At 51.9% G+C, this 24,442-nt stretch carries 21 protein-coding genes, 3 tRNA genes and 1 other RNA gene; 14 read left to right on the top strand and 11 right to left on the bottom strand.

Translation table 11 applies throughout. The features are described 5' to 3' along the window. Positions 1–49: 49 nt before the first annotated feature. Both AB5Y95_RS10285 and AB5Y95_RS10280 read left to right on the top strand, forming a co-directional pair. The gene (locus tag AB5Y95_RS10285) at positions 50–787 is read left to right on the top strand and encodes a hypothetical protein (RefSeq protein WP_368160905.1); all 738 of its coding nucleotides are present in this window, start codon (positions 50–52) and stop codon (positions 785–787) included. 72 nt (positions 788–859) lie between these two features. Further along, positions 860–1,393, top strand: coding sequence for a hypothetical protein (locus AB5Y95_RS10280; protein WP_368160903.1), 534 nt, complete (start codon positions 860–862; stop codon positions 1,391–1,393). 183 nt (positions 1,394–1,576) lie between these two features. On the opposite strand, the gene AB5Y95_RS10275 is transcribed toward AB5Y95_RS10280, so the two are convergent. The 5 genes from AB5Y95_RS10275 to AB5Y95_RS10255 form a co-directional block, all read right to left on the bottom strand. Continuing rightward, positions 1,577–2,809: a tyrosine-type recombinase/integrase gene (locus AB5Y95_RS10275; protein WP_368160901.1), complete on the bottom strand. Its 1,233-nt coding sequence runs from the start codon at positions 2,807–2,809 to the stop codon at positions 1,577–1,579. Between the two features lie 306 nt (positions 2,810–3,115). After that, complete coding sequence (locus AB5Y95_RS10270) at positions 3,116–3,562, bottom strand: DUF2787 family protein (protein WP_368160899.1); 447 nt, start codon at positions 3,560–3,562, stop codon at positions 3,116–3,118. A gap of 60 nt (positions 3,563–3,622) precedes the next feature. Then, positions 3,623–4,120, bottom strand: a complete 498-nt coding sequence (locus tag AB5Y95_RS10265) for a hypothetical protein (protein ID WP_368160897.1) — start codon at positions 4,118–4,120, stop codon at positions 3,623–3,625. Between the two features lie 21 nt (positions 4,121–4,141). After that, the gene (locus tag AB5Y95_RS10260; protein ID WP_368160895.1) at positions 4,142–4,666 is read right to left on the bottom strand and encodes a hypothetical protein; all 525 of its coding nucleotides are present in this window, start codon (positions 4,664–4,666) and stop codon (positions 4,142–4,144) included. Positions 4,667–4,678: 12 nt separating this feature from the next. Beyond that, positions 4,679–4,897, bottom strand: coding sequence for a hypothetical protein (locus AB5Y95_RS10255; RefSeq protein WP_368160893.1), 219 nt, complete (start codon positions 4,895–4,897; stop codon positions 4,679–4,681). Between the two features lie 124 nt (positions 4,898–5,021). Between AB5Y95_RS10255 and AB5Y95_RS10250 the strand changes: the two genes are divergently transcribed. The 3 genes from AB5Y95_RS10250 (at position 5,022) to AB5Y95_RS10240 (ending at position 7,536) form a co-directional block, all read left to right on the top strand. Beyond that, positions 5,022–5,843 (top strand): hypothetical protein, encoded by an 822-nt coding sequence (locus AB5Y95_RS10250; protein ID WP_368160891.1) that lies wholly within the window; start codon positions 5,022–5,024, stop codon positions 5,841–5,843. Further along, the gene (locus AB5Y95_RS10245) at positions 5,840–6,781 is read left to right on the top strand and encodes a DUF1848 domain-containing protein (RefSeq protein WP_368160889.1); all 942 of its coding nucleotides are present in this window, start codon (positions 5,840–5,842) and stop codon (positions 6,779–6,781) included. The genes AB5Y95_RS10250 and AB5Y95_RS10245 overlap by 4 nt, the downstream gene beginning before the upstream one ends. Positions 6,782–6,879: 98 nt before the next feature. Continuing rightward, positions 6,880–7,536: a hypothetical protein gene (locus AB5Y95_RS10240; RefSeq protein ID WP_368160888.1), complete on the top strand. Its 657-nt coding sequence runs from the start codon at positions 6,880–6,882 to the stop codon at positions 7,534–7,536. 620 nt (positions 7,537–8,156) lie between these two features. On the opposite strand, the gene AB5Y95_RS10235 is transcribed toward AB5Y95_RS10240, so the two are convergent. From AB5Y95_RS10235 to AB5Y95_RS10215, 5 genes are all read right to left on the bottom strand, one after another. Then, positions 8,157–9,749 carry a hypothetical protein gene (locus AB5Y95_RS10235; protein WP_368160886.1) on the bottom strand — a complete coding sequence of 531 codons (1,593 nt, stop codon included), beginning with the start codon at positions 9,747–9,749 and terminating at the stop codon, positions 8,157–8,159. Further along, positions 9,749–10,789: a nucleoid-associated protein gene (locus AB5Y95_RS10230; protein WP_368160884.1), complete on the bottom strand. Its 1,041-nt coding sequence runs from the start codon at positions 10,787–10,789 to the stop codon at positions 9,749–9,751. Before AB5Y95_RS10230 ends, AB5Y95_RS10235 begins: the two co-directional genes overlap by 1 nt. 466 nt (positions 10,790–11,255) lie before the next feature. Beyond that, positions 11,256–11,975: an HNH endonuclease gene (locus AB5Y95_RS10225; protein WP_236286846.1), complete on the bottom strand. Its 720-nt coding sequence runs from the start codon at positions 11,973–11,975 to the stop codon at positions 11,256–11,258. A gap of 737 nt (positions 11,976–12,712) precedes the next feature. Then, a tRNA-Asn gene (locus AB5Y95_RS10220) sits at positions 12,713–12,788 on the bottom strand. Between the two features lie 2 nt (positions 12,789–12,790). Next, positions 12,791–12,866: transfer RNA gene (locus AB5Y95_RS10215), tRNA-Asn, on the bottom strand. 490 nt (positions 12,867–13,356) lie between these two features. Here AB5Y95_RS10215 and dauA point away from each other — a divergent pair. The 3 genes from dauA to AB5Y95_RS10200 all read left to right on the top strand — a co-directional run bounded on the left by dauA (position 13,357) and on the right by AB5Y95_RS10200 (position 15,866). After that, positions 13,357–15,153, top strand: a complete 1,797-nt coding sequence (gene dauA, locus AB5Y95_RS10210) for a C4-dicarboxylic acid transporter DauA (protein ID WP_368160881.1) — start codon at positions 13,357–13,359, stop codon at positions 15,151–15,153. 272 nt (positions 15,154–15,425) lie between these two features. Next, positions 15,426–15,513, top strand: a tRNA-Ser gene (locus tag AB5Y95_RS10205). Between the two features lie 224 nt (positions 15,514–15,737). Then, positions 15,738–15,866, top strand: a non-coding RNA gene (locus tag AB5Y95_RS10200) — RtT sRNA. A gap of 316 nt (positions 15,867–16,182) precedes the next feature. On the opposite strand, the gene alr is transcribed toward AB5Y95_RS10200, so the two are convergent. Continuing rightward, positions 16,183–17,295 (bottom strand): alanine racemase, encoded by a 1,113-nt coding sequence (alr, locus tag AB5Y95_RS10195; protein WP_368160880.1) that lies wholly within the window; start codon positions 17,293–17,295, stop codon positions 16,183–16,185. Positions 17,296–18,323: 1,028 nt separating this feature from the next. Here alr and hybO point away from each other — a divergent pair. The 6 genes from hybO to hybE are packed head-to-tail and all read left to right on the top strand — an operon-like array spanning position 18,324 to position 24,434. Beyond that, positions 18,324–19,457 carry a hydrogenase 2 small subunit gene (gene hybO, locus AB5Y95_RS10190; protein ID WP_048207472.1) on the top strand — a complete coding sequence of 378 codons (1,134 nt, stop codon included), beginning with the start codon at positions 18,324–18,326 and terminating at the stop codon, positions 19,455–19,457. A gap of 2 nt (positions 19,458–19,459) precedes the next feature. Then, positions 19,460–20,482 (top strand): hydrogenase 2 operon protein HybA, encoded by a 1,023-nt coding sequence (gene hybA / locus AB5Y95_RS10185; RefSeq protein ID WP_368160878.1) that lies wholly within the window; start codon positions 19,460–19,462, stop codon positions 20,480–20,482. Beyond that, positions 20,475–21,662: a Ni/Fe-hydrogenase cytochrome b subunit gene (gene hybB / locus AB5Y95_RS10180; RefSeq protein ID WP_139724683.1), complete on the top strand. Its 1,188-nt coding sequence runs from the start codon at positions 20,475–20,477 to the stop codon at positions 21,660–21,662. Before hybA ends, hybB begins: the two co-directional genes overlap by 8 nt. Beyond that, a complete protein-coding gene (hybC, locus tag AB5Y95_RS10175; RefSeq protein WP_368160875.1) occupies positions 21,659–23,362 on the top strand; it encodes a hydrogenase 2 large subunit in 1,704 nt (567 codons plus the stop codon). Before hybB ends, hybC begins: the two co-directional genes overlap by 4 nt. After that, complete coding sequence (locus AB5Y95_RS10170) at positions 23,362–23,892, top strand: HyaD/HybD family hydrogenase maturation endopeptidase (protein ID WP_368160873.1); 531 nt, start codon at positions 23,362–23,364, stop codon at positions 23,890–23,892. Before hybC ends, AB5Y95_RS10170 begins: the two co-directional genes overlap by 1 nt. Beyond that, entirely contained in the window at positions 23,874–24,434 is a 561-nt protein-coding gene (hybE, locus tag AB5Y95_RS10165; RefSeq protein ID WP_368160871.1) for a hydrogenase-2 assembly chaperone, read from the top strand. Before AB5Y95_RS10170 ends, hybE begins: the two co-directional genes overlap by 19 nt. Positions 24,435–24,442 lie beyond the last annotated feature (8 nt).

Genomic DNA, 24,442 nt, shown 5'->3' with positions numbered 1-24,442 from the left:
ATACTATTTTGTGCACTATAGTGTGCTAAGGTAATTAAGGTGAATATGAATGGAATGGATCTCTGCTTATAGTCGTTTATTTAACGTTTTAGATAAGTCTGGGACTCCTGCTTATCATAGTGGCCCAGCTTTCATAAAAGTTGTGCAGCAGTTTGACCCTGGATTACCAGGGTATTCCATATATATTGAGGAACGAAATCGCTTGAAAAAGAGTACCACTAGAAGGGATTTCTATTGGGATATATTAAAGAACTTAGATGAGCATATCCGGTTTGATGTTTTTAGAGCTTTTATCGACATTGTTTCGCCGCACTTCCCAGAAGAGTCTCAAGATTTGGCTTCCTATTTGTTTGGAGATGGGAGTCCAGTGCCTAAAGCAATTGTACCTAATGACAATTGGAATTCAGAAAGGCTCAACATAACGTTATCTAAAATAGACAGGGCTATTGATACATTAAATTACAATAATGCAATGACATTGTCTTACACATGTTTAGAAGGTCTTTATAAATCTTATGTACATAAGCATGTCCCTGATAGTTATAATGTTAGCGATCTTCTTCCTTTGTCGAAAATTGTACGTGCTGACATTGATTCAAAGTTGTCCGCATTAGGTAGTTATCCAGAATTAATGGTTACTAGTATCTCGACATTAACAGGAGCTATAGCCAATTCACGTAACAGTTTTAGTGATTCACATTTTGACAATGATGCAAATAAATGGCTGGCAATTTATAGTCGAGATTTGGTTAACTCTATCGGAAGGTTGTTATTGCATTTTTTATAGTTCTTCGATATGGTTTTTATGCTATTTGATGCCAAATGGTGCTTTGTTGAGCTCGCCTGTACTGGAGATTGAATGGAAATCAATGAACTTGATTTTGAAGAATTAAAACCCATACCTGAACTTGAACTGGGAGACGAAAGAGAAATTTATGCATTTTATGGTTTAGCTGCATTCCATGCACAATGTGCCGAAAAATCACTCGTAAATTTTGCTATGGGATATAGAGTGCTTGATGAAACGATACTAACTCAAGAGCAATGGCTTGAAATATACGATAAAACAAATGATAAAACATTTGGGCGTCTATTGGGTGAGGTGAAATCAAAAGCTGGATTGTCGCATGACTTGAAAATATATCTTGAGGATGCGTTGCGGAAAAGAAATTGGTTGGCCCATGATTTTTTCTATGATTACGCATCCCATTTTTCAGATTTTGGAGGGCGAGTTGAAATGATAAATGAACTTCAACGACTTATACGTACATTTCAAATCGCAGATCATGAAATAGAAAAGCTCAGTTTGAAAATTTGGGAAAAGTTTGGCGTAACAGAAGAGTGGATACAGACTGAAATGATGGCTCAACTCGCAGAGTATAACTTGAGGTAGCCTCCAACATATAACTACATATATGTAACTGGAGCATAAACTAAATCTAATAGTGATTTTCATCTTGAAAATAACGCTTGGGGGAAATGTTCTGTACATGTATTCAAACGTTTGAAAATGCCGACGGTCGCGTCGAGGCGTCGAGTTTGTCCGTCAGCTCGTCACGACCGTCGGCATTTTTCCCTAAATTCCTCCGTTTTGGCTGAGTTGGGGTAGGGCTGAGTGGGCTGTGTTGCTAGGTATCAACGCCTGTTCCACACAGTTGGCCACTTGGGTGCTGGTGTGTCTCAGCCTGCTGGTGTGCAGGTGTGCATAGCGTTGGCTGGTCTGGCTGCTGGCATGACCCAACTGAGCTTGCACGTCATACAAGGTTCCGCCACTGGAGACTATCAAGGCTGCGACTGAGTGGCGGCAGGTATGGATACAGACTGGCCCCTCAATCCTTGCCCGCTTGAGCATCCGGTTAAATGGTCTGGTGACGTTGTTCAGCGGCTGGCCCTGTTTCTGTCCTGGAAACAGATAGGGATTTCCTTCAATGGGGTGGGTCTCCTTGAGGATCTGCATAGCCATATGGTTGAGGTGAAGGATCCGGCTCTTCCCATTCTTGGTGTGGGGGATGAACAGGGTCAGCTGGGATTGATCGAGGTGTTCCCACTTGGCCAGCCTCAACTCGTCCTTACGCAGCCCTGTCAGCAACAGCAGTTTGACGTACTGACCGGCATAACGGTTTTCATCGATATCCGCAGCCATAAACAGCCGTCTGATCTCTCCTTTGTCCAGATAGCGGGTACGTTGGTTGTTCTCGGTCAGGCTTTTGAGGTGCCTCATTGGGTGTTGATCCAGATAACCCATTCGAACACTCCAAGTCAGGATCGCTTTTAGCAAGGTGGTGATCCGGTTGTTGGTGGCAGGCTTTACCTTGCTCAGCAAGTTGGTTTGCAGGGCCTGGCCTTGCTCAAGCTTTATCTCTGACAGTAGTCGTGCTCCCAAGGCGGGTTTTAAGTGGTCACGAAAGCGTTGAGCATCATCCCGCCATGATCGTTTGTGGTGCATGGCATAGGGGAAGTAATGCTGTTCAAACAACTCGGTCAGGGTGAGTTCCTGCCGCTTATCTTCCTTCTGTTGTTTGGGGTCGATGCCTTGCGAAAGCAGACGTTTATAGTCTGTGGCGATATCTCTGGCCGTGTTCAGGTCGACATCGGGGAAGCGGCCTATAGATATAGCCCGTTTACGTCCTTGCCAGAGATAACGAAGCAGGAATTTCTTGGAACCTTCCCCTTTGCCTACCAGACATTTAAAGCCTGGGAGCTGGGTGTCGCTGTATTCGGCTTCTGTTGATCTGGCATGGGGTGGGTTCGGTGGTAGGGCCTCAATGGCTTTTTGAGTGAAGCGAAATCGGGAGGGAGCATTTGCCATCGTCTGTCTCCTGTCATTTGATAAGTGGGGGTAGGGTTAGCCTGCCCAAGAAAAAACAGCACAGGGATGTCAATTCCTTGTGCTGCTGGGGTGAGATTGGGGATTGGCTGAGCCTAATGCTGGTCTCTGGCCAGAGGTGGAACAGGGCTTGGCCAACTTCCGGTCGATATCCGGTCTTCTGGGCGGGGAAATTCGCCAAGCGTAGAAATTTGCTGTCGGTGGCGACGAGATGACGAATTGACCTAAATGGTTCCCGACGCTCCGTCACCACCGACGCGACTTTTTCAGCTTTTTGCCTGAACTGGGTCAGTCAGGTGTCACCGTCCGGGTGAATACGTCCATCTGGACATAACAGCAAAAGCTCTGCTGCCAGATGTCAAACCATTCATTCACCTCTGTCGGGGAAATCTCTCCCATCATCGAATGGGTGTACTCTTCGATGCTGAAATCAAAATCCAACTCCTTGGCCAACTCGGTACACCAGCCTTGGCCCACATAGGCAAAGTCGGTGACATAGCGCAGGTGCCAGCCGTCATCCCAACGTTCGAGGCGGATCTCGACAGGGTGATAGCCTCCAGTTGTTGCGCTGTAGTCAGGATCTCGATAGTTGAGGGTCAGGGCTGCTGGTGTTGTGCCATCCGGGATCTCATCAGGGAAGTCCTCGAACGCTGAGCTGATGGCCTGCTCCAGTAGCGTTTTCAGGTCGTGACTTATCCTCACAGGCAAGCCCGTGATAACGAGGGTCGGTTTCATATCTTGGTTCTCGTTGAGATTGAGTAAAAGGGGTTGGGGAGAGTAGGAGGCTTGAACGGGTTACTGGGCTGCGTTGGTCTCTGCTGGCAGCTGGGCCTTCAGGCCATCAAACCACTCGGTATGTTTACCCGTTACCAGGTGACCGAACCGCACTTCCGGTGCCGCTTTGGTCAACTCCAGATGGCGCAGTACGGCAGCCAGGAACCCAGCGTTATTGCTACTGCCTTTGAAGTGCCAGATCACCTTGAACAGGCCGGAAGTAAAAGCCTTGTCTGGCTGTTGCTCCTTCAGTAGATCCACTACTTGTGCCAGACCGAACCACTCCTTGGAACAGAGGCCGCCACCACTGCTACCTGTCAGACGGATCAGTAGTTCAGCCTGTTCGGGTTCATGGCCAATCTCATAACCCACGGTGGTAGTTGAGCCTGGCGAGAGCAGAGTCGCTACGCCACTGACCAAGACCACCTTGGCTGGTGATACTTGTATGCCATCAAACTTGGCTGTGGCAGTCGTATTTACTTGCTGTTTGGCTGCTTGCTTATCGGTTTTGGTGTTCATGCTTAGCGTCCTTCGAGATAGTCAGATAGTGGATTTCAGGTAGATAGTGGTGCCCAAATCAGGCGAGGTTTGATCTGGCTTGAGCGAGAAGGCCAGATGCTGAAATACAGGGAGTGGTGCAGACAAGGCATCAAACGGTGAGCCGTAGCCAGAGAAGCGATAGGGTTCCCATGCTTCGACAGCGGGGAAGGGCAGCCAGAACACAGCATCTTCGGCACAGTCGATCAGCTTGATGGTTCCTGCAGCTAACCGCCAGTAGTCAGCGTAGTAACCGTTGTCGTCATCCCTGACTGATTCACCAGTGTGGGATGCTATCGAGATCAAGACTTCAGGCGCTTCGCTGTGCAGGGACTTGGCCTTGAGCACGGTCGCCTCTTTGACCACGACCAGCAGCACAGGCTGATTTTCATCTGGCAGGAACTCAGGAACATACATACCGTTTGTGATGACCTCCTGCATCAACAAGCTCAGCGTTTGCCAACTGTGGGCATAACCCTTTAGCGTCTCGTGGGAGGCGTATTTCCCTTCTTGAATGAACTCATCCATGGCTAACCTCCCTCAGTCCGCTGGGCCGGTGATGTAGCCGATAGTGCCGCCGATGATGGTGCCTGCAACAGCTCCAGGGATACCACCCCGGGCACCTACGCCAGCTCCGGTGATAGCACCTTTGACTGCTCCCTTGGTGCTGCCCTTGACCGTGAAATCGATACTGCCATCTCTCATTGGCTTGATGCTGATCGCGGCGACTTGCTTGCGCAAAATTTGGTGGATAAACATGTTCTGTCCTTTGGATAGTGGATATGAAAAGGCCCTGAGTCGGGGATAACATGGATATAATATATGTTTGAATCAAGTCTTCATTCGGGTATCATCGTAACATCATTTATTTGTGAGCGCAGATATGAACACTTTAATTGAAAACTTACACGCCGAGATTGATTTTAATAAGTTTTCTCATTGCGAGCATGCAGTCACAGGTATTTCATCTTGCCCTCAGTGTTGCTCTAGGCAATATTTTTATGAAAATGAAATTGATTATTCATGTGAGCAAAAAATGAAACTATATGTTTTACGATACCTGCCTGTACATATGTCAGAGGTCCGCTATGGTATCGAAAAACTAGGCCTGCATGAGGTGATTAATAAAGAATCTTTGAATGTTCTATCGCTCGGTGGTGGGCCTGGTTCTGATATTATGGGGTTTCGCTCCGTTCACCGTTCACACCATATGTTTAAAAATATTTTTAAGGTAGAACCTTATACTGCCAAGATTAAATATCTAAAAATAGATATAAATAACAAGTGGGACAACTTGTTCCAAAGGGTGATCAATACAGAGCATAATGCCAAGCTTAATCATGTTAGCGAATACTATGAGTGCTTGTATGAGAATGCAACATCTATAGATATAAATATTGACATTCAGGATGTTATTTTACTATCTTACATAGTTTCTGAGCTTACAGATGTTGAGGCTATTGACTTATCTAGCAACATTAAAAGGTGGTCTAATGAAAAAACAATTATTCTTGTCAATGATCGTAATCAAGAAGCTGTTATAAATCGGGTGGATTTGATGTTTAAATTACTGAATGCTCAAAAGACGGGTTCGTTTGCAACTTCTGGTTGGGCTCGTTTCTCTTATCCAGATGAAATTAGAGATTCGTGTGAAGTAAAGTTGAATCGTTCATCTATGGTTTCTTATGCTATAGGCTGCCCATGATACTTAGCGCAAGCAGAAGAACTGATATTCCAGCATTCTATACTCCATGGTTTATGAATAGAATCAGGGCGGGTTTTCTACTTGTAAGAAATCCATTTAATGCCCATCAGATTTCTAGGATATCACTACTTCCATCGGAAGTAGATGCGATCGTGTTTTGGACAAGGAATCCCCAAATGCTTATGACGCATTTGGATGAGCTAGATTCGTTAGGGTATAGATATTATTTCCAATATACAATTACGGGTTATCCTAAGCTATTAGAGTATTCTGTACCAAGACCGCACAGGGCAATAGCAACATTTTCTGAGCTAAGCGATCGGATTGGTAATGACCGCGTTATTTGGCGTTATGATCCCATACTGTTGTCAAATATTGTAGATTTAGATGAACATAAACGACTGTTTAAGAAAATAGCCTCTATGCTCGAGGGGAAAACTAGTCGGGTTGTTATTAGCTTTGCGGATCTTTACAAAAAAACAGAAAAAAATTTGGATGTTATATCTGAGCTGGAATATAAAGATATTTTGCATGAGCAACAATCAGTATTAGACCTGTCATCTTATATGTCTGAGGTAGCATCTGCCCATGGCATGGAGATCGAATCATGTGCTGAAGGTCTAGATCTTTCACAGGTTGGGGTCTCACATGGGAAATGTATTGATGATGCTCTTCTAATGAAATTGTTTGGGATTTCGTTAAGTGAAAGAAAAGACAGTGGTCAGCGAGCCGAGTGTGGTTGTATTAAAAGTGTTGATATAGGTGTTTATAATACTTGCTTGCATGGATGTTCATATTGTTATGCCACATATAGTCAATCATCTGTTTTAAAGAATAAGGCAAAACATGATCCTAGAAGTCCATTTTTGATTGGTGGTACAGAGGGGGTGTCCACTGAGCTATTACGTCCTGAAGTAATACAAGGTAGTCTATTTTGATTTGGGTAAGTGTTATGTGCGGTTTCGTTTGCTAGATATTATTATTTCTTGGGTTGGAAGGTACTATGTGCAGCATAATAAATACTGAAAAGGATTGCTTGCCGGAGCGTTTTCGTCGTAGAGGTTCCGAGATCCGGCGTGAATTACTCACTGAGTATGACATTGTACCTATCGCACATTTTAAACTCCTCCCTGGGCAGGAAAAATATAGTTACTCAGGTTATGTGCTTAAAGAGCGTTACTATTGTTTTCAATTTACACATAAGGAAAGTGGCGCAGTAGGTTCTTTTTTATGTGGGTATAAAGCGGCAGAAGATTTTCTATCATTGCTTGAGATTGGGCCAGTTTCAATATTTAACCCACTTCGGTCTGAAAATTTTGGTACAGGTACAGGTACAGGTACAGGTACAGGTACAGAGGTACCTGTAAAGACGATAAAGATTAATGAAAGTAAACAACTTTTCGTTGATGCAGCAAGGCTATTAATGATGCTTTGGGATAGTGCTAGCAAAGGAATGACACCTTTAGCATTAGCCCTACAGGGAGCTATCAAAGCAGGAATGGATAAACCTGTAGAATACAGACATGTACTGACGGTCAACACGATATTGGCTAAAAGTGGAAGGACATTAACAAAGCACTTAGAGTATGCACGCCTACGGTATGTAACCATTAAATTCAAAGACTATGATTTTGAACCACTTAATAAAATTGTGGAGCGCGCAAAATATAAAAATCATCCTCCATTTTTTTAGTTAAGTTCTTTGTTTGAATATTCCGATTTACATTTATTTTCGTGTCTTGGCGATGGTTGTGGTCAGAACCATCATATCCATTTGCGGAGGCATTCTTTATTTAATCTGCTGCCTCAACTGTGCGGCGGAACTCGTCACTTCCATTTACCTGTAACTTTCCATCGACTACGTTTACGCAGCTATTTCTGGTCGATCGGCTCACAGCAACACGGCTACCATCCCTAGAACTGCCTTGGTCGGGGCCTAGTATTCTCAAGAATTCATCTTGGGTCAGTTCGCCAATACTCTTGGTCGCCATGCAAACAACTCCTTTTAAATGCAAAGGTTTTTGTGAACAGGCAGTCTGCCATAGTTTGGGTTTCATTCAAAACATGGGATACCCAAAGGAGCCATTTCTGACAGCATTTGTAGGTTGAACTGCTGGGGGATAGTAGGGGGCTTTAGTGGAAATTTTTCGTGAAAGTTGCCGACGGTAGCGTCGGAGGGACGGTCCGACGCCTCGTCGGCATCGACGAGATATTCCAAAACTTTGAGCTAGTGAACGAGCAATGGTCATGGCGTATCCCTTGACTATAACTTCTCAAGTCAAGCATAACACTACGATGCGATTGCCCCAGAATTTACTCATTATGAGCCAGAGACTCTTGAATTGTGATTGCATTGATTTTTTCAACTTTGATCTTGGTTGGTTCTATATACTCAGTAACTTCCGATTTTTTATAAAGTGAGGGGCTAGCTGAAGAGAAATAAATAATGCATACAGCACCGGCAATTATTGTGTTAGTCAACAACCACACGAGAATATAACAATTTCTTTTTTTGTTAATATAGCGTTTTTCTTTCTTGCTGACGTTGTCTACGTCAAAAATCTTATCTAGGTCATTTTTATTTAATAGATCCTTGTATCGATTCCTTATATCAGCATATTTCCCAAGTAATCTATTCCTATCTGAATTAATCTCGAATATAGAAATCAATAAATAGATGAAAGATATTGCTATTAAAAGCATACTGACAACAAACACCTCGAAACTAAATGCACCTTCTATAGTTCCTTTATTCACAACTCTTAATAAAAAGACAGTTATGAAGAATGTTGTGAATGTCCATAGGCCAGTCTTAAACATTGAAAACATGTTTTTAGTCATTTCCAATGCTTTATCTGACTGATTTTGTATGAATTCTGAAATCTTATTCTTAATTTCGATGTATTGTTTAACATTATCTTTAAGGTATAGGTCATAGCCGGACTGTACAGAATTAGCCGCTCCACTTTCAATTGAGAGTAGAGTTTCATTCTCTAAATGAATAGATAAGACATTTCGAGCTAAACCGATTTTATCGGTATAGTTTCCCTCTAGAAAGGTCCATTCATAAATACTGCTTAACTCCTTGGAGTTATGCGCAATCAATTGGTCCAGACTTACTGTCTCAGACAGTAATTTATAACCTTTAAGACGATACTTCAAAGTATTATCAGAAATGGATGAAAAGTCTGACAAATAAACAATCAAGAGTGCATTAAATAAACCATTAAAGTAATGCCCTAGTTCTGCATTACTATCAATGCAAACCTTGAAGTCATCAGGTATGAAACAAAATTGTGCTGCATTAGCAAAATGCCCACACTTATCTCGTTTTTCTATTCGTGTAGCTCGGTCATGTACATATATTTTTGATAAAAAAGCGTCATTATTTTCTGGTAATGACGGATAGACAGGTATAAATCTGATTGACTCTGTAGAGAAGTAATCTATATCCTCCCAAACATTAATATTTAAAGGGGATGATAAATCAAATTTACACCACGCCTCTAAACTTTCTTGTAAAGTTAATGTGCTTATGTGGCGGACAAATATTTCAAAGTCAAATATATCAAAATGTTTTGACAGGTCTTTATCAACTCTTAACTCAACACCTATATCTTCATCATGTAAATAGGATAGATGCTCAATAATTGAATCTGTTTTATGAGATAAGTTTTCGGTATTCTCCGATAATATTCTGACGGGTTCAGCAGTATTAACTGTTATCGTTAAATTCACACCAAGAGCATCTAGTCTCTTAAGAATAACCTCTAAATCATCATTCAGCTTATCTAGAGGTGATGATGAATTAAATGTATATTTAGCCTCGTATAAACAAAAGTTTTCTACGACACTAATCTTATTTATCTCACCAAATAACTCTAGTATCCGTTTGACGATCGACATTATTTTTCCTCAGAGGTTTTAAATTCCTCATATCCCTTATCAGTGTAAATCTTAATGAATTTACCTTTTTCATCTTTGCTTGCAGAAATTCGTGATTTTAAATCTTTTACTTCACCATTTATTCGTAATTCAAAGTTACTGTCTAGCATAACCTTTCTAACAATTCTAGCCCTAATAACACTTGGCTCTAAGTCAAACTGTGTATCAAAAGGTCGAGGTGATGTTGTTGGTAGTGCTTCAAATTTTTCTACAAACGAACCAAACTTAGCCTTAAATTCTTCTGTTTCAGGTTTGTGAGATTTTACTTTATTAACAAGATCGTCATAGGCCAATGAGCTTTCATTTCTGAAATGATTGATTATATCATTTCTTAAGAACCAATAGTCTACCGGAGATACATTCTTTACTTCTTTGGAGAGCAAGTTATCGATAGCAGCAAAAGCATTTTTAGTATTTGTTTCAGAGTCCTGTAACTGCTCTGCAACTAGAAATGATAGATACCAGTATTCCGTAATTGTTGCTTTACTGTCTGATACAATAACTTCATCTACGGTAGATTCAGAATTAAATGTAATTACCGCCGCTTTCTGTAATCTGTCTTTAGATGTAGGTAAGCCAGATTTCAAAGAAAGATTAACTTCATCAAGGTAATCACTATTATCAATTTTGATAAGAACAAACTTCAGGCATCCATCGTGTTTAACTTTAAGCTGTAATAATCCACCAGCTTTAACGTTGGTCATTTGCTTGATTTTATCCTGCACTGTAATTTCAACATCATACAATTTACGTGCAATTTGATTCGATTTGGCTTTCCAGTCTGCCCCTTTTGATAAGGTCACAAGTGATGATGCAACCAGTTCATCCATGTCTTTAAATTTAAAGAAACGGCTACGAGGGCTTTCTAACAGGTCTTTCAAAACAAGTTCAGTATACGTTTTTAATCCTTCCGCAGTACCATCCAACGCCATAGGCACTGGTCCAGCAGATTTGACATCAACCTTATGTAACGAATATTCAAGAACTTCTAAATTTTCCATAGATAGAGGCAACCTAGTAACTGAACGGAAACACTGTCTTCACATAGAGTGATAATACACTCAAGATGCTGTAATCTTACAGATAATTCAATTCAAATGATAGGATTCTGACCCAATTGAGATCCTCTGACCTGAATCCATTTATGCAATCATAAGCAATAAATCGACACAAAATCGTTGACATTTCGACGCTTTCAACAATGTTTCAAAAGTTGCTGGCGGTTGCGTCGGCGTGACGACCGTCACCTCGTCGGCATCGACGAGATTTTTCGAGCTTTTGGCAAGAGTTGTGTTATCTGTGACAGATGCTGGTGATGGTCAGAGTAGGCTGTTACACATAATTATTTCAGATTCCAAGCCACCAGCACCGACACTATTTTTCCAAGTTCTAACGACAATAGTCTCTGCGTTCAAGATACGGGAGTGCTCTACTCGTGATCCCCCAGTTTTTCGGGGGATTGTCTTTCTAGGGTACCTGGAGAAGAGCGTTCCTAACCCGAAGGTGAACTTCCGTGGGGAGTTGTTTGTTTGCTAGAAGTTTCAAGTAGCCAGATGGCAGTGACGGATTGGGGACAATAGTTCCTTTGGCTGTGATGTGGAACTGCTTGCTGTCAAGCAGCCGATGTAGGTCTGCCCGGAGGAGGATTGCATTCTCCAATACCTCTTTGCCCCCATCAGCTGCGGAAATTATGTGTGCTGCATCGATAACTTCCGGCAGTTCCTCACCAGTGATAGCGCACTTTTTGTCTAAAGCTAACAATGCATTACGAAGTCGTTGTTGCTCACGTTTGATCCGGCTTACGGTTTCACGCTTCTTCACTTCTCTTAGCGCTTGGTCAATGCGGGTCCATTCAACGGAGCCGTCCCACCTTTTTGAGTGTTCGCCTTTCCATGTGGCTCTACCGCATGGCTTTTTAAGGTCTATTTCGATCAAAGACTCCCCCCAGAATTCTAGATATTCCTTACCAGCAAAAGAGGGGTTGTTGGCTTCAAAGTATGACAGGGTGAGCTCGGCTCTTGTTCCCTCGATGTCCCAGTGCGGATCTACATTGAAAACGCGCAATTCGCCGGTGCTGCGGTCTACATCCAGGGTTTGCTTTACATGCGTGTCAAAGGGGTTTTGAAAATCTAGTCTGATCCACTCAGTACTAAACATCCATGGAATTGAGATGCCATGAGAAATCATTGATCGTGTTTCCTAATTGCTTAAAGCCTAGCTCGACCGTTGCTTTGCCAAAGCTATGAGGGGGGGGGCTGGAACGCTTGGTCAGAGCACATGGTTGGAAGCATACCACTTTGTTGATAGCGATTTCTTCGCAAATTCAGATAGTAAGGACGATATCCAACGCGATTTTACTTAGGGATTTGTAGGCTGATTTTTTCCAAACAAACGGAAAATGCCGACGATCTTGTCGTCGTGACGCCCCGTCACCTCGTCGGCATCGACGCGACTTTACACAACTCCTGGCAAACTTAGCTACAGCCCAAGCGACCGGATATGCCCCAGAGCTGCTCCGGTCTTGCCCACTAACCATTCCTCCTCCCTTGCCCTTCCTGAGCGTCTCCATCTTTCAATTTGCGTTATCTCCACGCTAGAGCCACTTGCTCCGGTCTGACCATCCCCATGGTCTCTCAGCAGAAAGACCGGAAGCTGTGACCGGAGGGTTTTTCTGGGGGGATTTACGTCAGGGGAGGGGATGGCTTCTGGTTTGGGCTAGATCGTGACCCATTCGCCAGCTGAGCTGACCGGATAGGGACCGGAGTAATCGTTAGTCGAATTTGAGTTGAGAGAAAACAGGGAGAGTGGATCGTTCACTGCGAGGGGAATGTGGCAGAGCAAGCGGTGAGGGGGAGCTGGCTCAGCTTGAAACAATGGAGAGATGGATATGAAAAAGCCCAGCTCGAAAACTGGGCTTTCGAATGTGGCTCCCTCGACAGGACTTGAACCTGTGACATACGGATTAACAGTCCGCCGTTCTACCGACTGAACTACGAGGGAATTGGCTCCTCCTACTGGACTTGAACCAGTGACATACGGATTAACAGTCCGCCGTTCTACCGACTGAACTAAGGAGGAATTGCCTGTCTCGTCGAGACGGTGCGGATATTAATGGCCCGTCCGCCGGGTGTCAACCCGCGATCCGCTGCAAAAAGGGGATTTTGGACCGTTTGCCCAAAACTTGGCCGCTGCGGACTATTTTCAGCACAATCAGCAGCTTGGAGTGAGCCTCGCAGGCTCGCCAAGGGGGCGCAGCCGTGTAAGGAGGGGGTAGACGAAGTGCATTGGCTGCCGGGACAAGATGAGGGAGGGGCGAGCGCCGGCACCGTATCCAACGGGCAGATATAAAGAGGGGGAGGGCGCGACAAGGATAAGGAAGGGAAAAATTGGTTAGCAGGCGAAGTGAGAGTGCTGCGTAATGGTGAGAAAAGTGGTCGATATGCTGACTATCACCGGCAATATTGCGTGGTAACGGCCATTCATTGATCCCGCCCATCGAAATATTTCATCGGCTGGGGTATGGTTGGCCAGGATACCATCGCCGTGTCGACAGCTCTGCCGGCCCTTGATGATGATCGGGCGCCGGTTCAATCCGGCCTTTATCTCCCTCTTCTGGTATTACGAATACATGCACAACCAAGCACCTTTGCAAAGCGTGAAGCTGGCCATTGCTTTACGCCAATCCTGTATTGACGAACCCTACAGCGTTCCCCGCTTCGGCCGCGACCTGATCGCCGGCATCACGGTCGGCATCATCGCCATTCCGCTGGCCATGGCGCTGGCCATTGCCAGTGGTGTGCCGCCCCAGCACGGTCTCTATACCGCCATCATCGCCGGTATCGTCATCGCCGTGACCGGTGGCTCCCGCTTCTCCATCTCGGGGCCGACCGCCGCCTTCGTGGTGATCCTCTATCCGGTGGCCCAGCAGTTCGGTGTGGGTGGCCTGTTGATGGCGACCCTGATCTCGGGCTTTTTCCTGGTGGCCATGGGGGTGGCCCGGCTCGGGCGCCTCATCGAGTACATTCCGCCTTCGGTGACCCTGGGCTTTACCGGCGGTATCGCCATCGTGATCGCCACCTTGCAGATCAAGGACTTCTTCGGTCTGCAGGTGCCCGAGATGCCGGAAACCTATATTGGCAAGGTGGAGGCACTGGCTCATGCCCTGCCCAGCTGGCAGTGGGGGGATACGCTGGTGGGGGTTGCGACCCTGGCGGTGCTGCTGCTCTGGCCGCGCCTGCGTCTGCCGGTGCCAGGTCACCTGCCCGCCGTGCTGGTTGGGGTGGGCCTTGGCTTTGGCCTGCATCAGTTCGGGGTGGACGTGGCCACCATCGGCAGCAAGTTCAGCTATACCCTGGCCGACGGCAGCCAGGGCATGGGGATCCCGCCCATTGCGCCGACCTTGGTGATGCCCTGGGCCCTGCCGGGGCCGGATGGTTCGCCGGTGGAGTGGAACCTGGCCGCCATCGAGCGCCTGTTGCCCGCCGCCTTTTCCATGGCGATGCTGGGGGCCATCGAATCCCTGCTCTGCGCCGTGGTGCTGGATGGCATGACAGGTCGCAAGCACAGCTCCAACGCCGAGCTGGTGGGGCAGGGGCTTGGCAACATAGTCGCCCCCTTCTTTGGCGGCATCACCGCCACCGCTGCCATTGCCCGTTCCGCCGCCAACGTGCGGGCCGGGGCTACCTCTCCCATCTCCGGCATCGTGCATGCGCTGGTGGTGTTGGCGGCTATCTTGGTGCTGGCGCCCTGGCTCTCCTGGCTGCCGCTCTCGGCCATGGCGGCCCTGCTGCTCATCGTCGCCTGGAACATGAGCGAGGCGCACAAGGTGGTGGAGCTCATTCGCCGCGCCCCCAGATCCGACGTGCTGGTGCTGCTGGTCTGCCTGTCGCTGACCGTGATCTTCGACATGGTCATCGCCATCACTTTCGGGGTGATCCTCGCCTCCCTGCTGTTCATGCGCGAGATTGCCAAGATGACCAAGCTGCACAACCTGGCGGATCACAAGCGCTACGCCCAGGAAGTGCCTGAGCAGGCGCTGCTCTACAAGGTCAACGGCCCGCTGTTCTTCGCGGCCGCCGAGCGGGTGTTCGGCGAGCTGGTGGCCCAGGTCAAGGGACACAAGCTGCTGGTGCTGCAGATGGAGGCGGTCTCCATCCTGGACGCCGGCGGCCTCTCCGCCTTCCTGCAGTTTGAAAAGCAGATGGCCAAGGCGGGAGTGCAACTGCGGGTCGCCGAGTTGCAGTTCCAGCCGCTCAAGACCCTGGCGCGCGCCAAGGTGCGTCCGGTGCCCGGTCAGCTGGAGTTTTACGGCTCGCTGGAAGAGGCGCTCAAAGGCGAGCATTTGCACGAAGCGGCTAGAAATTGATTGAAAGGGATACGAAACGGCATGTTTTTAGTCACTTGGTTCGGATAATGAGCAAACGAACGCAAAAAGTGAAAAATTGCATTGACCGCATGCCGTCGTATCCCGTACATTACGCCCCGTTCCAGCGCAACGGCGCAGCGAACATCGTGCTGGCTGAGCACGTTAAACAACAGACCAAAATTTGGTGAGGTGACCGAGAGGCTGCCCACCGACGAAGTCGGCAAGATGCACGCGTAGCGTGCTCCGAAAGCCACTTCAAGAAGTAAAAATTTGGTGAGGTGTCCGAGTGGCTGAAGGAGCACGCCTGGAAAGTGTGTATACGGCAACGTATCGAGGGTTCGAATCCCTCCCTCACCGCCAAATAAAACAAAAGGGCCTGTCGAAAGACAGGCCCTTTTGTTTTATCCGGTGACGGGCGGCTTGGTTCGGGCCCTGGTTCGACAGGCGGGCAGGACAGCCCGCATGGACGGCCAGAGGCCGCCCGCAGGGCGAGCGCCAGGGACGGTGCGAGTCAATCCCGACCCATCCTCAGATGTTAAAACCGACCTGATGGTCGGTTTTTTGCTTTGGGGGAAGAATTATCAGCTCATCTCGAAGAGGGAGGGTGAGAACCCTCGCCGGGTTTGAGCAGAGCAGCTTGCTGCGATGAACGGCCGCAGGCCGCCCCGAAGGGGTGAGCCACGCAGTGGCGAATCATCCCTCCCTCACCGCCAAATAAAACAAAAGGGCCTGTCGCAAGACAGGCCCTTTTGTTTTATCCGATGACGGGCGGCTCGGTTCGGGCCCTAGTTCGATAGGCGGGCAGGACAGCCCGCCTGGACGGCCAGAGGCCGCCCGCAGGGCGAGCGCCAGGGATGGCGCGAGTCAATCCCGACCCAGCGTATAGATTGAACAACCGACCTGATGGTCGGTTTTTTTGTTTTGGGCGCGGCGGCAATATCCGTGCTCGCAATCCATTGGCAAAAGGCCCCGTCTTGCGACGGGGCCTTTTGTTTGTCACCTCGCTGCGGCCGCCCTCAGCCTGATTGTTCAGGCCAGCTTCAACATCGGCATCTGTTCGCGGCTGTCGCAATGCGCGAGATGCACCCGGCTGGTCAGGCGGGTGAGCAGCTCGTAGGGGATGGTGCCTATCTTCTCGGCCACCTGCTCCACCGGCAGCCCTTCTCCCCACAGGGTGACCGCATCCCCCACCTTGTCGCTGGCCGCCGGGCCCAGATCGACGGTGATCATGTCCATGGAGACCCGACCCACGATGGGCACCCGACGGCCATTGATCAGCATGGGGGTCCCTTCCGGGGCCATGCGCGGGTAGCCATCGCCATATCCCGCGGCCACCACGCCGAGGGTGGTGTCCCGACTCGCCACCCAGTGACCCCCATAACCGACCGCCTCGCCCTGCTGGCAGGCCCGGGTGGCGATGAGCTGGCTCTTGAGGGTCATGACCGGACGCAGGTCGTGGTCGGCGGCGAGCTGGCCGGTAAAGGGGGAGGCGCCGTAGAGCATGAGGCCAGGGCGGATCCAGTCACCGCGCGAGGCCGGCCAGGCGAGGATGCCGGCGGAGTTGGCCATGGCCCGCTCGCCCGGCAGATGGGCAGAGAGGCGGTTGAACTCCTCGATCTGCAGCAGAGTGGCCTGGGTATCCTGCTCATCGGACTGGCTGAAGTGGGTCATCAGCTGGAACGGTTGCACCACGTTGTGGCAATGACTCAGCCGCTCGATAAAGGCGGGCAGCTCCTCGGCGCGCAGGCCGAGCCGGTTCATCCCGGTATCGAGCTTGAGCCACACCTTGATGGGGGCGGGCAGAGCGGTCTGCTCGAGCAGCGCCAACTGCTCCCAGGTATGCAGGGTGGTCTGCAGATCGTGTTTGGCCAGCAGCGGCAGCGCCTCGGCACTGAAGAAGCCCCCCAGCACCAGAATGGGCTTGGTGATGGCGTTGGCACGCAGCACCAGTGCCTCCTCGACCCTGGCCACGGCATAGGCATCGGCCTGGGCGAGGGCATGGGCCACCGGCAGCAGCCCGTGACCATAGGCATTGGCCTTGAGTACCGCGATGATCTTGCTGTGGGGGGCGTGGCGGCGTGCCACGGCGAAATTGTGCTGGAGTGCATCCAGATCGATGCTGGCCGTAACTGTGTTCATCATGGGGTCGGGTGTCTGCTCGATGAGAAGTTGGCTGCTGGTCTCAATCCTGATCCTGTGATCCCGGTGGCTGCGACGAGCAAACGGGGGAGCACCGAATCATGTTGTTTTATATGCTTAAAATTGTAAAAAGATGTTATCAGTTGTTTTTTGGTTGGTAAATTATGTGGCGAATGGGAATGTGAAAATGGGCAAAATACGGGATATTCCTCTGTATAAATTCGCCTGCCGACGCTTTCTCTGGCTCCCTATCGGGCAATATTTATCACTGGTTTTGCCCCTCCAAACGGGAGGGGGATCGCGCCTTTTTCGCTCATTGCAGGTGGTTTTTTGCACCGGCTACGCGCAGGCGGGGTTGCCGACTCTGGCCAAGGTGGGAGAGGCAAGCGCGTGGCAGAGGCAAAAAGCAGGCCGCCAGATCCATGAGGGGAAGGTGGCACTGCCGGATGAAGAGGGCATCTCGTCGAGCCGGCGAGTGGTGTACGCCACCAAGAAGGCATGTGGCCGGCTTGGTGGCGCACGCGGCCGGGGAGGCATGATGGGGGGCTGTTAATTAATCAAGCGGCGAGGATAGGCCTTGAACAGCAGGGGGAATTCTTTTTAAAAGCTGATAATAAATATCGTTCGCGCGTTCATTCTGGTTGGTTACATATAATGATACAAATCTAAAAGGTATATATTGCTGGCCTCTTTTGGCGCAGAAAAATAATCCATGGCTGGTAACATAAAGACCCTGTCAAATAGTGTGACAACGCTTTCATTCTGATTATTTAACATCACGAATTAACGAGTAATTTAAATGGAGTTAATTCAGTTAAGCATAAAAATACCCCCTAGTGGGTATTTTAATCTCTTCGCAAGGGTTTTGTAAGTCTATGCTGTATATGAAGTTTTTAAATTAATTGTGATGAGTTTCTATTTGAGTAATGTCCCGTCACTTGATGGAGATCAACACAATGCCGGGGGGGAGTACTTAGCATTTCCGCTATTAAGCATTTATCAAACAAGTGCTCACTACGGGAATAAAAAGAATGGTCGAGGATACTTTTTTATCGGCTCATGGAATTAATCGCCGTGACTTCATGAAATTGTGCGCCGGGATGGCCGCAACCCTTGGATTAAGCCAACACGCCGTGGCCAAGATGGCCACCGCGCTCACCAGCCCCGAGCGGCCTCCGGTGATCTGGATAGGGGCGCAGGAGTGTACCGGTTGCACCGAGTCGCTGCTGCGCGCCACCCACCCCACCATAGAGAACCTGATCCTCAATACCATTTCGCTGGAGTACCACGAGGTGCTCTCGGCAGCCTTCGGTCATCAGGCCGAAGAGAACAAGCACAACGCCATGGAACGCTACAAGGGCAAGTATGTGCTGGTGGTGGATGGCTCCATCCCGCTTAAAGATGGCGGCATTTACTGCATGGTGGCCGGTGAGCCCATCGTCGACCATATTCGCCGCGCGGCTGCCGATGCGGCTGCCGTCATCGCCATCGGCTCCTGCGCCGCCTGGGGCGGGGTGCCCGCCAGCGGCGGCAACCCCACCGGCGCCGTCAGCCTGGAGGAGGCCCTCGGCAACCTCGGCACGCCGATTATCAATATCCCGGGCTGCCCGCCCAACCCCCACAACTTCCTCACCACGGTCGCCTACTACATCACCTACGGCAAACTGCCGGCGCTCGATGCCAAGAAGCGGCCGCTGTTTGCCTATGAGCGGCTCATTCACGAAAACTGCGAGCGCCGCCCGCACTTCGATGCCGGCCGATTTGCCAAGGAGTTTGGTGACGAGGGCCACCGTCAGGGCTGGTGTCTCTATCACCTGGGCTGCAAGGGGCCGGAGACCTACGGCAACTGCTCGACCCTGGAGTTCTGCGACGTGGGCGGCGGCATCTGGCCGGTGGGCATAGGCCATCCCTGCTACGGCTGCAACGAGCAGGGGGTGGGGTTCAGCAAGGGGATCTTCCAGCTCGCCAAGGTGGAGAATCCCACCCCGCGGGTGAACAAGCCCGACGTGGCCATCCAGGAGGGAGGGCACATGTCGCCCACTGCCACCGGCCTTATCGGTGGGGCGCTCGGGGTGCTGGTCGGGGTGAGTCTGATGACGGTGCGCGAGCTCGGTCGCCAGCAGAAGCGCCATGAAGCCGGGCAGCACACCTCACGGGAGGAGTGACCGTGAACAGACGCAATTTCCTCAAATTTGCCTCCGTCGGTGCGCTGGCGGCGGGCACCACCGTCTCCGGCACTGCCCTGGCGGCACAGAACAAGCCGCCCATTCCCGGCGCGCTCGGCATGCTCTACGACTCCACCCTCTGCATCGGCTGTCAGGCCTGCGTGGCGGAGTGTCAGCGCCTCAACGGCAACCCGGTCAATCCTGTCGGGGAAGCGACCTGGTCCAACAACGACAAGCTGAGCCCCTACACCAACAACATCATTCAGGTGTGGAAGAGCGGCACGGGTGAGCACAAGGATCAGCTGGTGGATGGCTATGCCTACATCAAGAAGCAGTGCATGCACTGTGTCGATCCCAACTGCGTCTCTGTCTGCCCGGTGCAGGCGCTGACCAAGGATCCCAGGACCGGCATCGTCCACTACAACCCGGACGTCTGCACCGGCTGCCGCTACTGCATGGTGGGCTGCCCGTTCGACGTGCCCAAATATGACTACGACAACCCGTTCGGGGCCATTCACAAGTGCGAGCTCTGTAACCAGAAGGGGCTTGAGCGCATCGATCAGGGCAAGCTGCCCGGCTGCGTCGAGGTGTGCCCCACCGGCGCCGTCATCTTCGGCACCCGCGAGGCGCTGATGGCCGAGGCCAAGCGCCGGCTGCTGGCCACCCCGGGCAGCGAATATGCCTACCCGCGCCAGACTTTCCAGGCCAACGACCCCTATCTGCACGAGGTGCCCAACTACCAGCCTTACGTTTATGGCGAGAAGGAGGGGGGCGGCACCCAGGTGCTGGTGCTGGCCGGGGTGCCCTATACCAAGCTCGACATGCCTGACTTGCCGGAGCTCTCCTCCGGGGCGCGCTCCGAGCACATCCAGCACACCCTCTACAAGGGGATGGTGCTGCCGCTGGTGGTGCTGACCGGGCTCTCGGTGCTCATTCGCCGCAACACCAAGGACCATCAGGATGGCGACGATCATGACTCGCACGCGGGCCATGACAAGCAATCGGGAGGCAAGGATCATGAGTAATCACAAGGCACATCCGCTGGGGGGCAGATTGGTCAGCTGGCCGGTCATGGTGCTGGCGCCGTTCGTCATCCTGTGCGGCATGCTGATCCTCAAACGCCTCATCTTCGGGCTGGGTTCGGTCACCGATCTGAACGGGGGTTATCCCTGGGGGCTCTGGATCTCCTTTGACCTTTTGATCGGCACAGGTTTCGCCTGCGGCGGCTGGGCGCTGGCCTGGGCGGTCTACGTCTTCAACCGGGGCGAGTATCACCCCCTGGTAAGGCCGGCCCTGCTGGCGAGCCTGTTCGGCTATTCGCTGGGCGGCCTCTCCATCACCATCGACGTCGGCCGTTACTGGAACCTGCCCTACTTCTACATTCCGGGTTTCTTCAACACCTCCTCGGTGCTGTTCGAGACGGCGGTCTGCATGACCATCTACATCGGGGTGATGGCGCTGGAGTTTGCCCCCGTGCTCTTGGAGAAGTTCGGCTGGAAGGCCTCCATGGCGCGGCTCAACAAGATCATGTTCTTCATCCTGGCGCTGGGGGCCCTGCTGCCCACCATGCACCAATCCTCCATGGGGTCCCTGATGATAGTGGCGGGGCAAAAGATCCATCCGCTCTGGCAAAGCTATGAACTGCTGCCGGTCTTCTCGCTTCTGACCGCCTTCATCATGGGCTTCTCCATCGTCGTGTTTGAGGGCTCCCTGGTGCAGGCGGGGCTGGCGGGGCGGGGCCCCAACGAGAAGTCGCTGTTCTACAAGCTGACCCAGGTGATCGACATCTTCCTGATCCTGTTTGTGGCGCTGCGCTTTGCCGAGATCGTCATCAACGACAAGTCGGAGTACCTCTCCCAGTGGAATCGCTACGCCTTGATGTTCTGGTGCGAGATCGCGCTGATGATCTTCCCGCTGCTGGTATTCCACTGGGACAAGAGCCGCCGCGATTCGCGCATGTTGTTCCTGGGGGCCCTCAGCATGCTGCTGGGCGCCGCCCTCTGGCGACTGGACTACTCCCTGCTCGCCTTCAACCCCGGCAATGGCTACCACTACTTCCCCTCCGCGGCGGAAGTGCTGATCTCCCTGGGCTTCGTCGCCATCGAGGTGTGTGCCTATTTGCTGCTGATCCGGCTGCTGCCGGTACTGCCATCACTTGAACGTGTTCACCAAGATTATCAGGCCCGAGGGAAAGCCAACGTATGAGCCAACGTATCACCATAGACCCCATCACCCGCATCGAGGGTCACCTGCGTATCGACTGTGAAATCGAAGGCGGTGTCGTCACCAAGGCCTGGTCGTCCGGCACCATGTGGCGCGGGATGGAGGAGATCGTCAAGGGCAACGACCCGCGCGATGCCTGGATGATAGTGCAGCGCATCTGCGGGGTGTGCACCTCCATTCACGCCATCGCCTCGGTGCGGGCGGTGGAGAACGCCATCGGCGCCAAGGTGCCGGTCAACGCCCAGCACATCCGCAACCTGATCATTGCGGCCCACAACATCCACGATCACATCGTCCACTTCTACCAGCTCTCCGCGCTGGACTGGGTGGACATCACCGCGGCCCTTGAGGCCAATCCGCAAAAAGCGGCCGACTTGCTCAAGGGGGTATCGACCTGGTCCCTCAACAGTGCCGACGAGCTCTCCAAGGTGCAGGACAAGATCCGCGCCCTGGTGGCGAGCGGCCAGCTCGGCATCTTCGCCAACGGCTACTGGGGCCACAAGGCGATGAAGCTGAGCCCGGAGGTGAACCTCATCGCCGTGGCGCATTACCTGCAGGCACTGGAGTGCCAGCGCGATGCCAACCGCATCGTCGCCATCCTCGGCGGCAAGACTCCCCACATCCAGAACCTGGCGGTGGGCGGTGTGGCCAACCCCATCAACCTGGATGCGCCGAGCGTGCTCAACCTCGAGCGCCTCATGTATGTGAAGAGCTTTATCGATCGGCTCGGCGAGTTTATCGAGCAGGTCTACAAGGTGGATGCCGCCATCATCGCCGCCCACTACCCCGAGTGGCTGAACTTGGGGCAGGGGGCCAGGCACTACCTGAGTGTGCCGGAGCTGCCCACCGACGGTGACGGCGGCAGCTTCCTGATGCCGGGTGGCTACATCGAGAACGGCGATCTGGCCGGCTATCGTCCCATCGAGAGCCATCAGGATGCCTGGCTGATGGATGGCATCGCCGAGAGCAACAAGCACGCCTGGTACAAGGATGACGAACCCCTCAAGCCCTGGGAGGGCAAGACCGAGCCCAACTACACCGGCTGGCAGGATGACGGCAAGTACTCCTGGGTCAAATCCCCCACCTTCTACGGCAAGGTGGTGGAGGTGGGGCCGCTCGCAGACTTGCTGGTCAAGCTCGCGGCCAAGCACCCGGAGACGGTGGCACACTTCGATCAGCTGAACGGCCTCTACCAGACGCTCACCGGTTCAGCGATCAAGACTGGGCAGCTGCACTCCACCCTGGGCCGCATCATCGGCCGGGCGGTGCGCTGCTGTGTGCTCAAAGACACCTTGTCCCATCAGTGGAAGGCGCTGGTGGACAACATCGGTAAGGGGGATACCACTGCCTACATCAAGACCGAGATCCCGGCGGACAAAGAGTTTCGCGGGGTGGGCTTTGAAGAGGCGCCGCGTGGCATGCTCTCCCACTGGATCGTCATCAAGGGCGGCAAGATCGAGAACTATCAGGCGGTGGTGCCGTCGACCTGGAACTCGGGCCCACGCAACTTCAACGACGAGCCCGGCCCCTACGAGCAATCCCTGGTGGGCACCCCGGTAGCCGACCCCGCCAAGCCGCTAGAGGTGGTGCGCACCATCCACTCGTTCGACCCCTGCATGTCCTGCGCGGTGCACGTGGTGGACACCCAGAGCGGTGAAACGACTCAGGTGAAGGTGCTGTGATGAACACCCTGATCCTGGGCGTGGGCAACCTGCTGTTGAGTGACGAGGCCGTCGGCGTGCGGATCGTCGAGGGGCTGGAGCGCGACTACCGCTTCGCCCCCGGCATCGAGCTGCTTGACGGCGGCACCGCCGGCATGGAGCTGCTCGAAGCGATGGCCAGTCGTGACCACATCATACTGGCGGACGCGGTGCGCAGCGGCAATCCGCCGGGTACCGTGGTGACCTTGAAGGATGAGGAGATCCCGACCCTGTTCGGTCGCAAGATCTCCCCCCATCAGCTGGGGCTGGCGGACGTGCTCTCGGCGCTGCACATGACGGGGGAATCCCCCAGGCGGCTCACCCTGATCGGGGTCGAGCCCGAATCCCTCGAGCCCCGCATCGGCCTCACCCCTGTGGTGACGGCTGCCATGGGGGAGGCGACGGATCGGATATTGACTCTGCTGGCCAGTCTGGGGGCTCCGGCCATCCCGCTCTCCGAGCAGGAGAAGGCCGAGCGAGCGCGGGAGGGTCTATGGCGCAATCTATTGTGAATGAGGTAGTGAACAAGACAGTGAACGAAGCCGCGAAAGAGCCGGCGCAGGAGTTTGCCGGTTTTGCCACCAATCCCGCGCCGCTGCTGGTTGCCCAGTACGAGCGGATCGCGCAGCAAGAGATGCAGGCCCTGCCGTTCTATCACGCTGCCATGCCCATCGTGGCCGAGTGTACCCTGTTTGAAGGGCAGTGGCTCGGCTGCGTGCTCACCCCCTGGATGCTGAGCGTGGTGGTGTTGCCGGGGCCGGATCAGCTCTGGCCGTTGCGCAGCAGCAGCGATCGGCTCGCCCTGCAGCTCCCCTGCGGCAACCTGACCTTTATGGTGGGGGTATTGCCCGAAACGGGGCAGTTGATGGCCTGCTCGCTCATGTCCCCCATCGACCCGCATCTGGGGGCCGACGAGGGACGGGCGCTGGTGAGCAGCACCCTCAAGATGCTGCTTTCGCTTCCGGTGCAGCAGGGGGAGGGCGGCGTGAACTTGAGCCGGCGCCGCCTGTTCAGCGGCCGGCGCGGCGACCCAGTGGGTGGCACCCAACGCTAGGTCTCATC

It is taken from the genome of Aeromonas sp. R5-3, from assembly GCF_040908225.1.
GTDB classification, from domain to species: Bacteria; Pseudomonadota; Gammaproteobacteria; order Enterobacterales; family Aeromonadaceae; genus Aeromonas; species Aeromonas dhakensis.
This window is presented reverse-complemented; position numbering and strand designations above follow the sequence as displayed.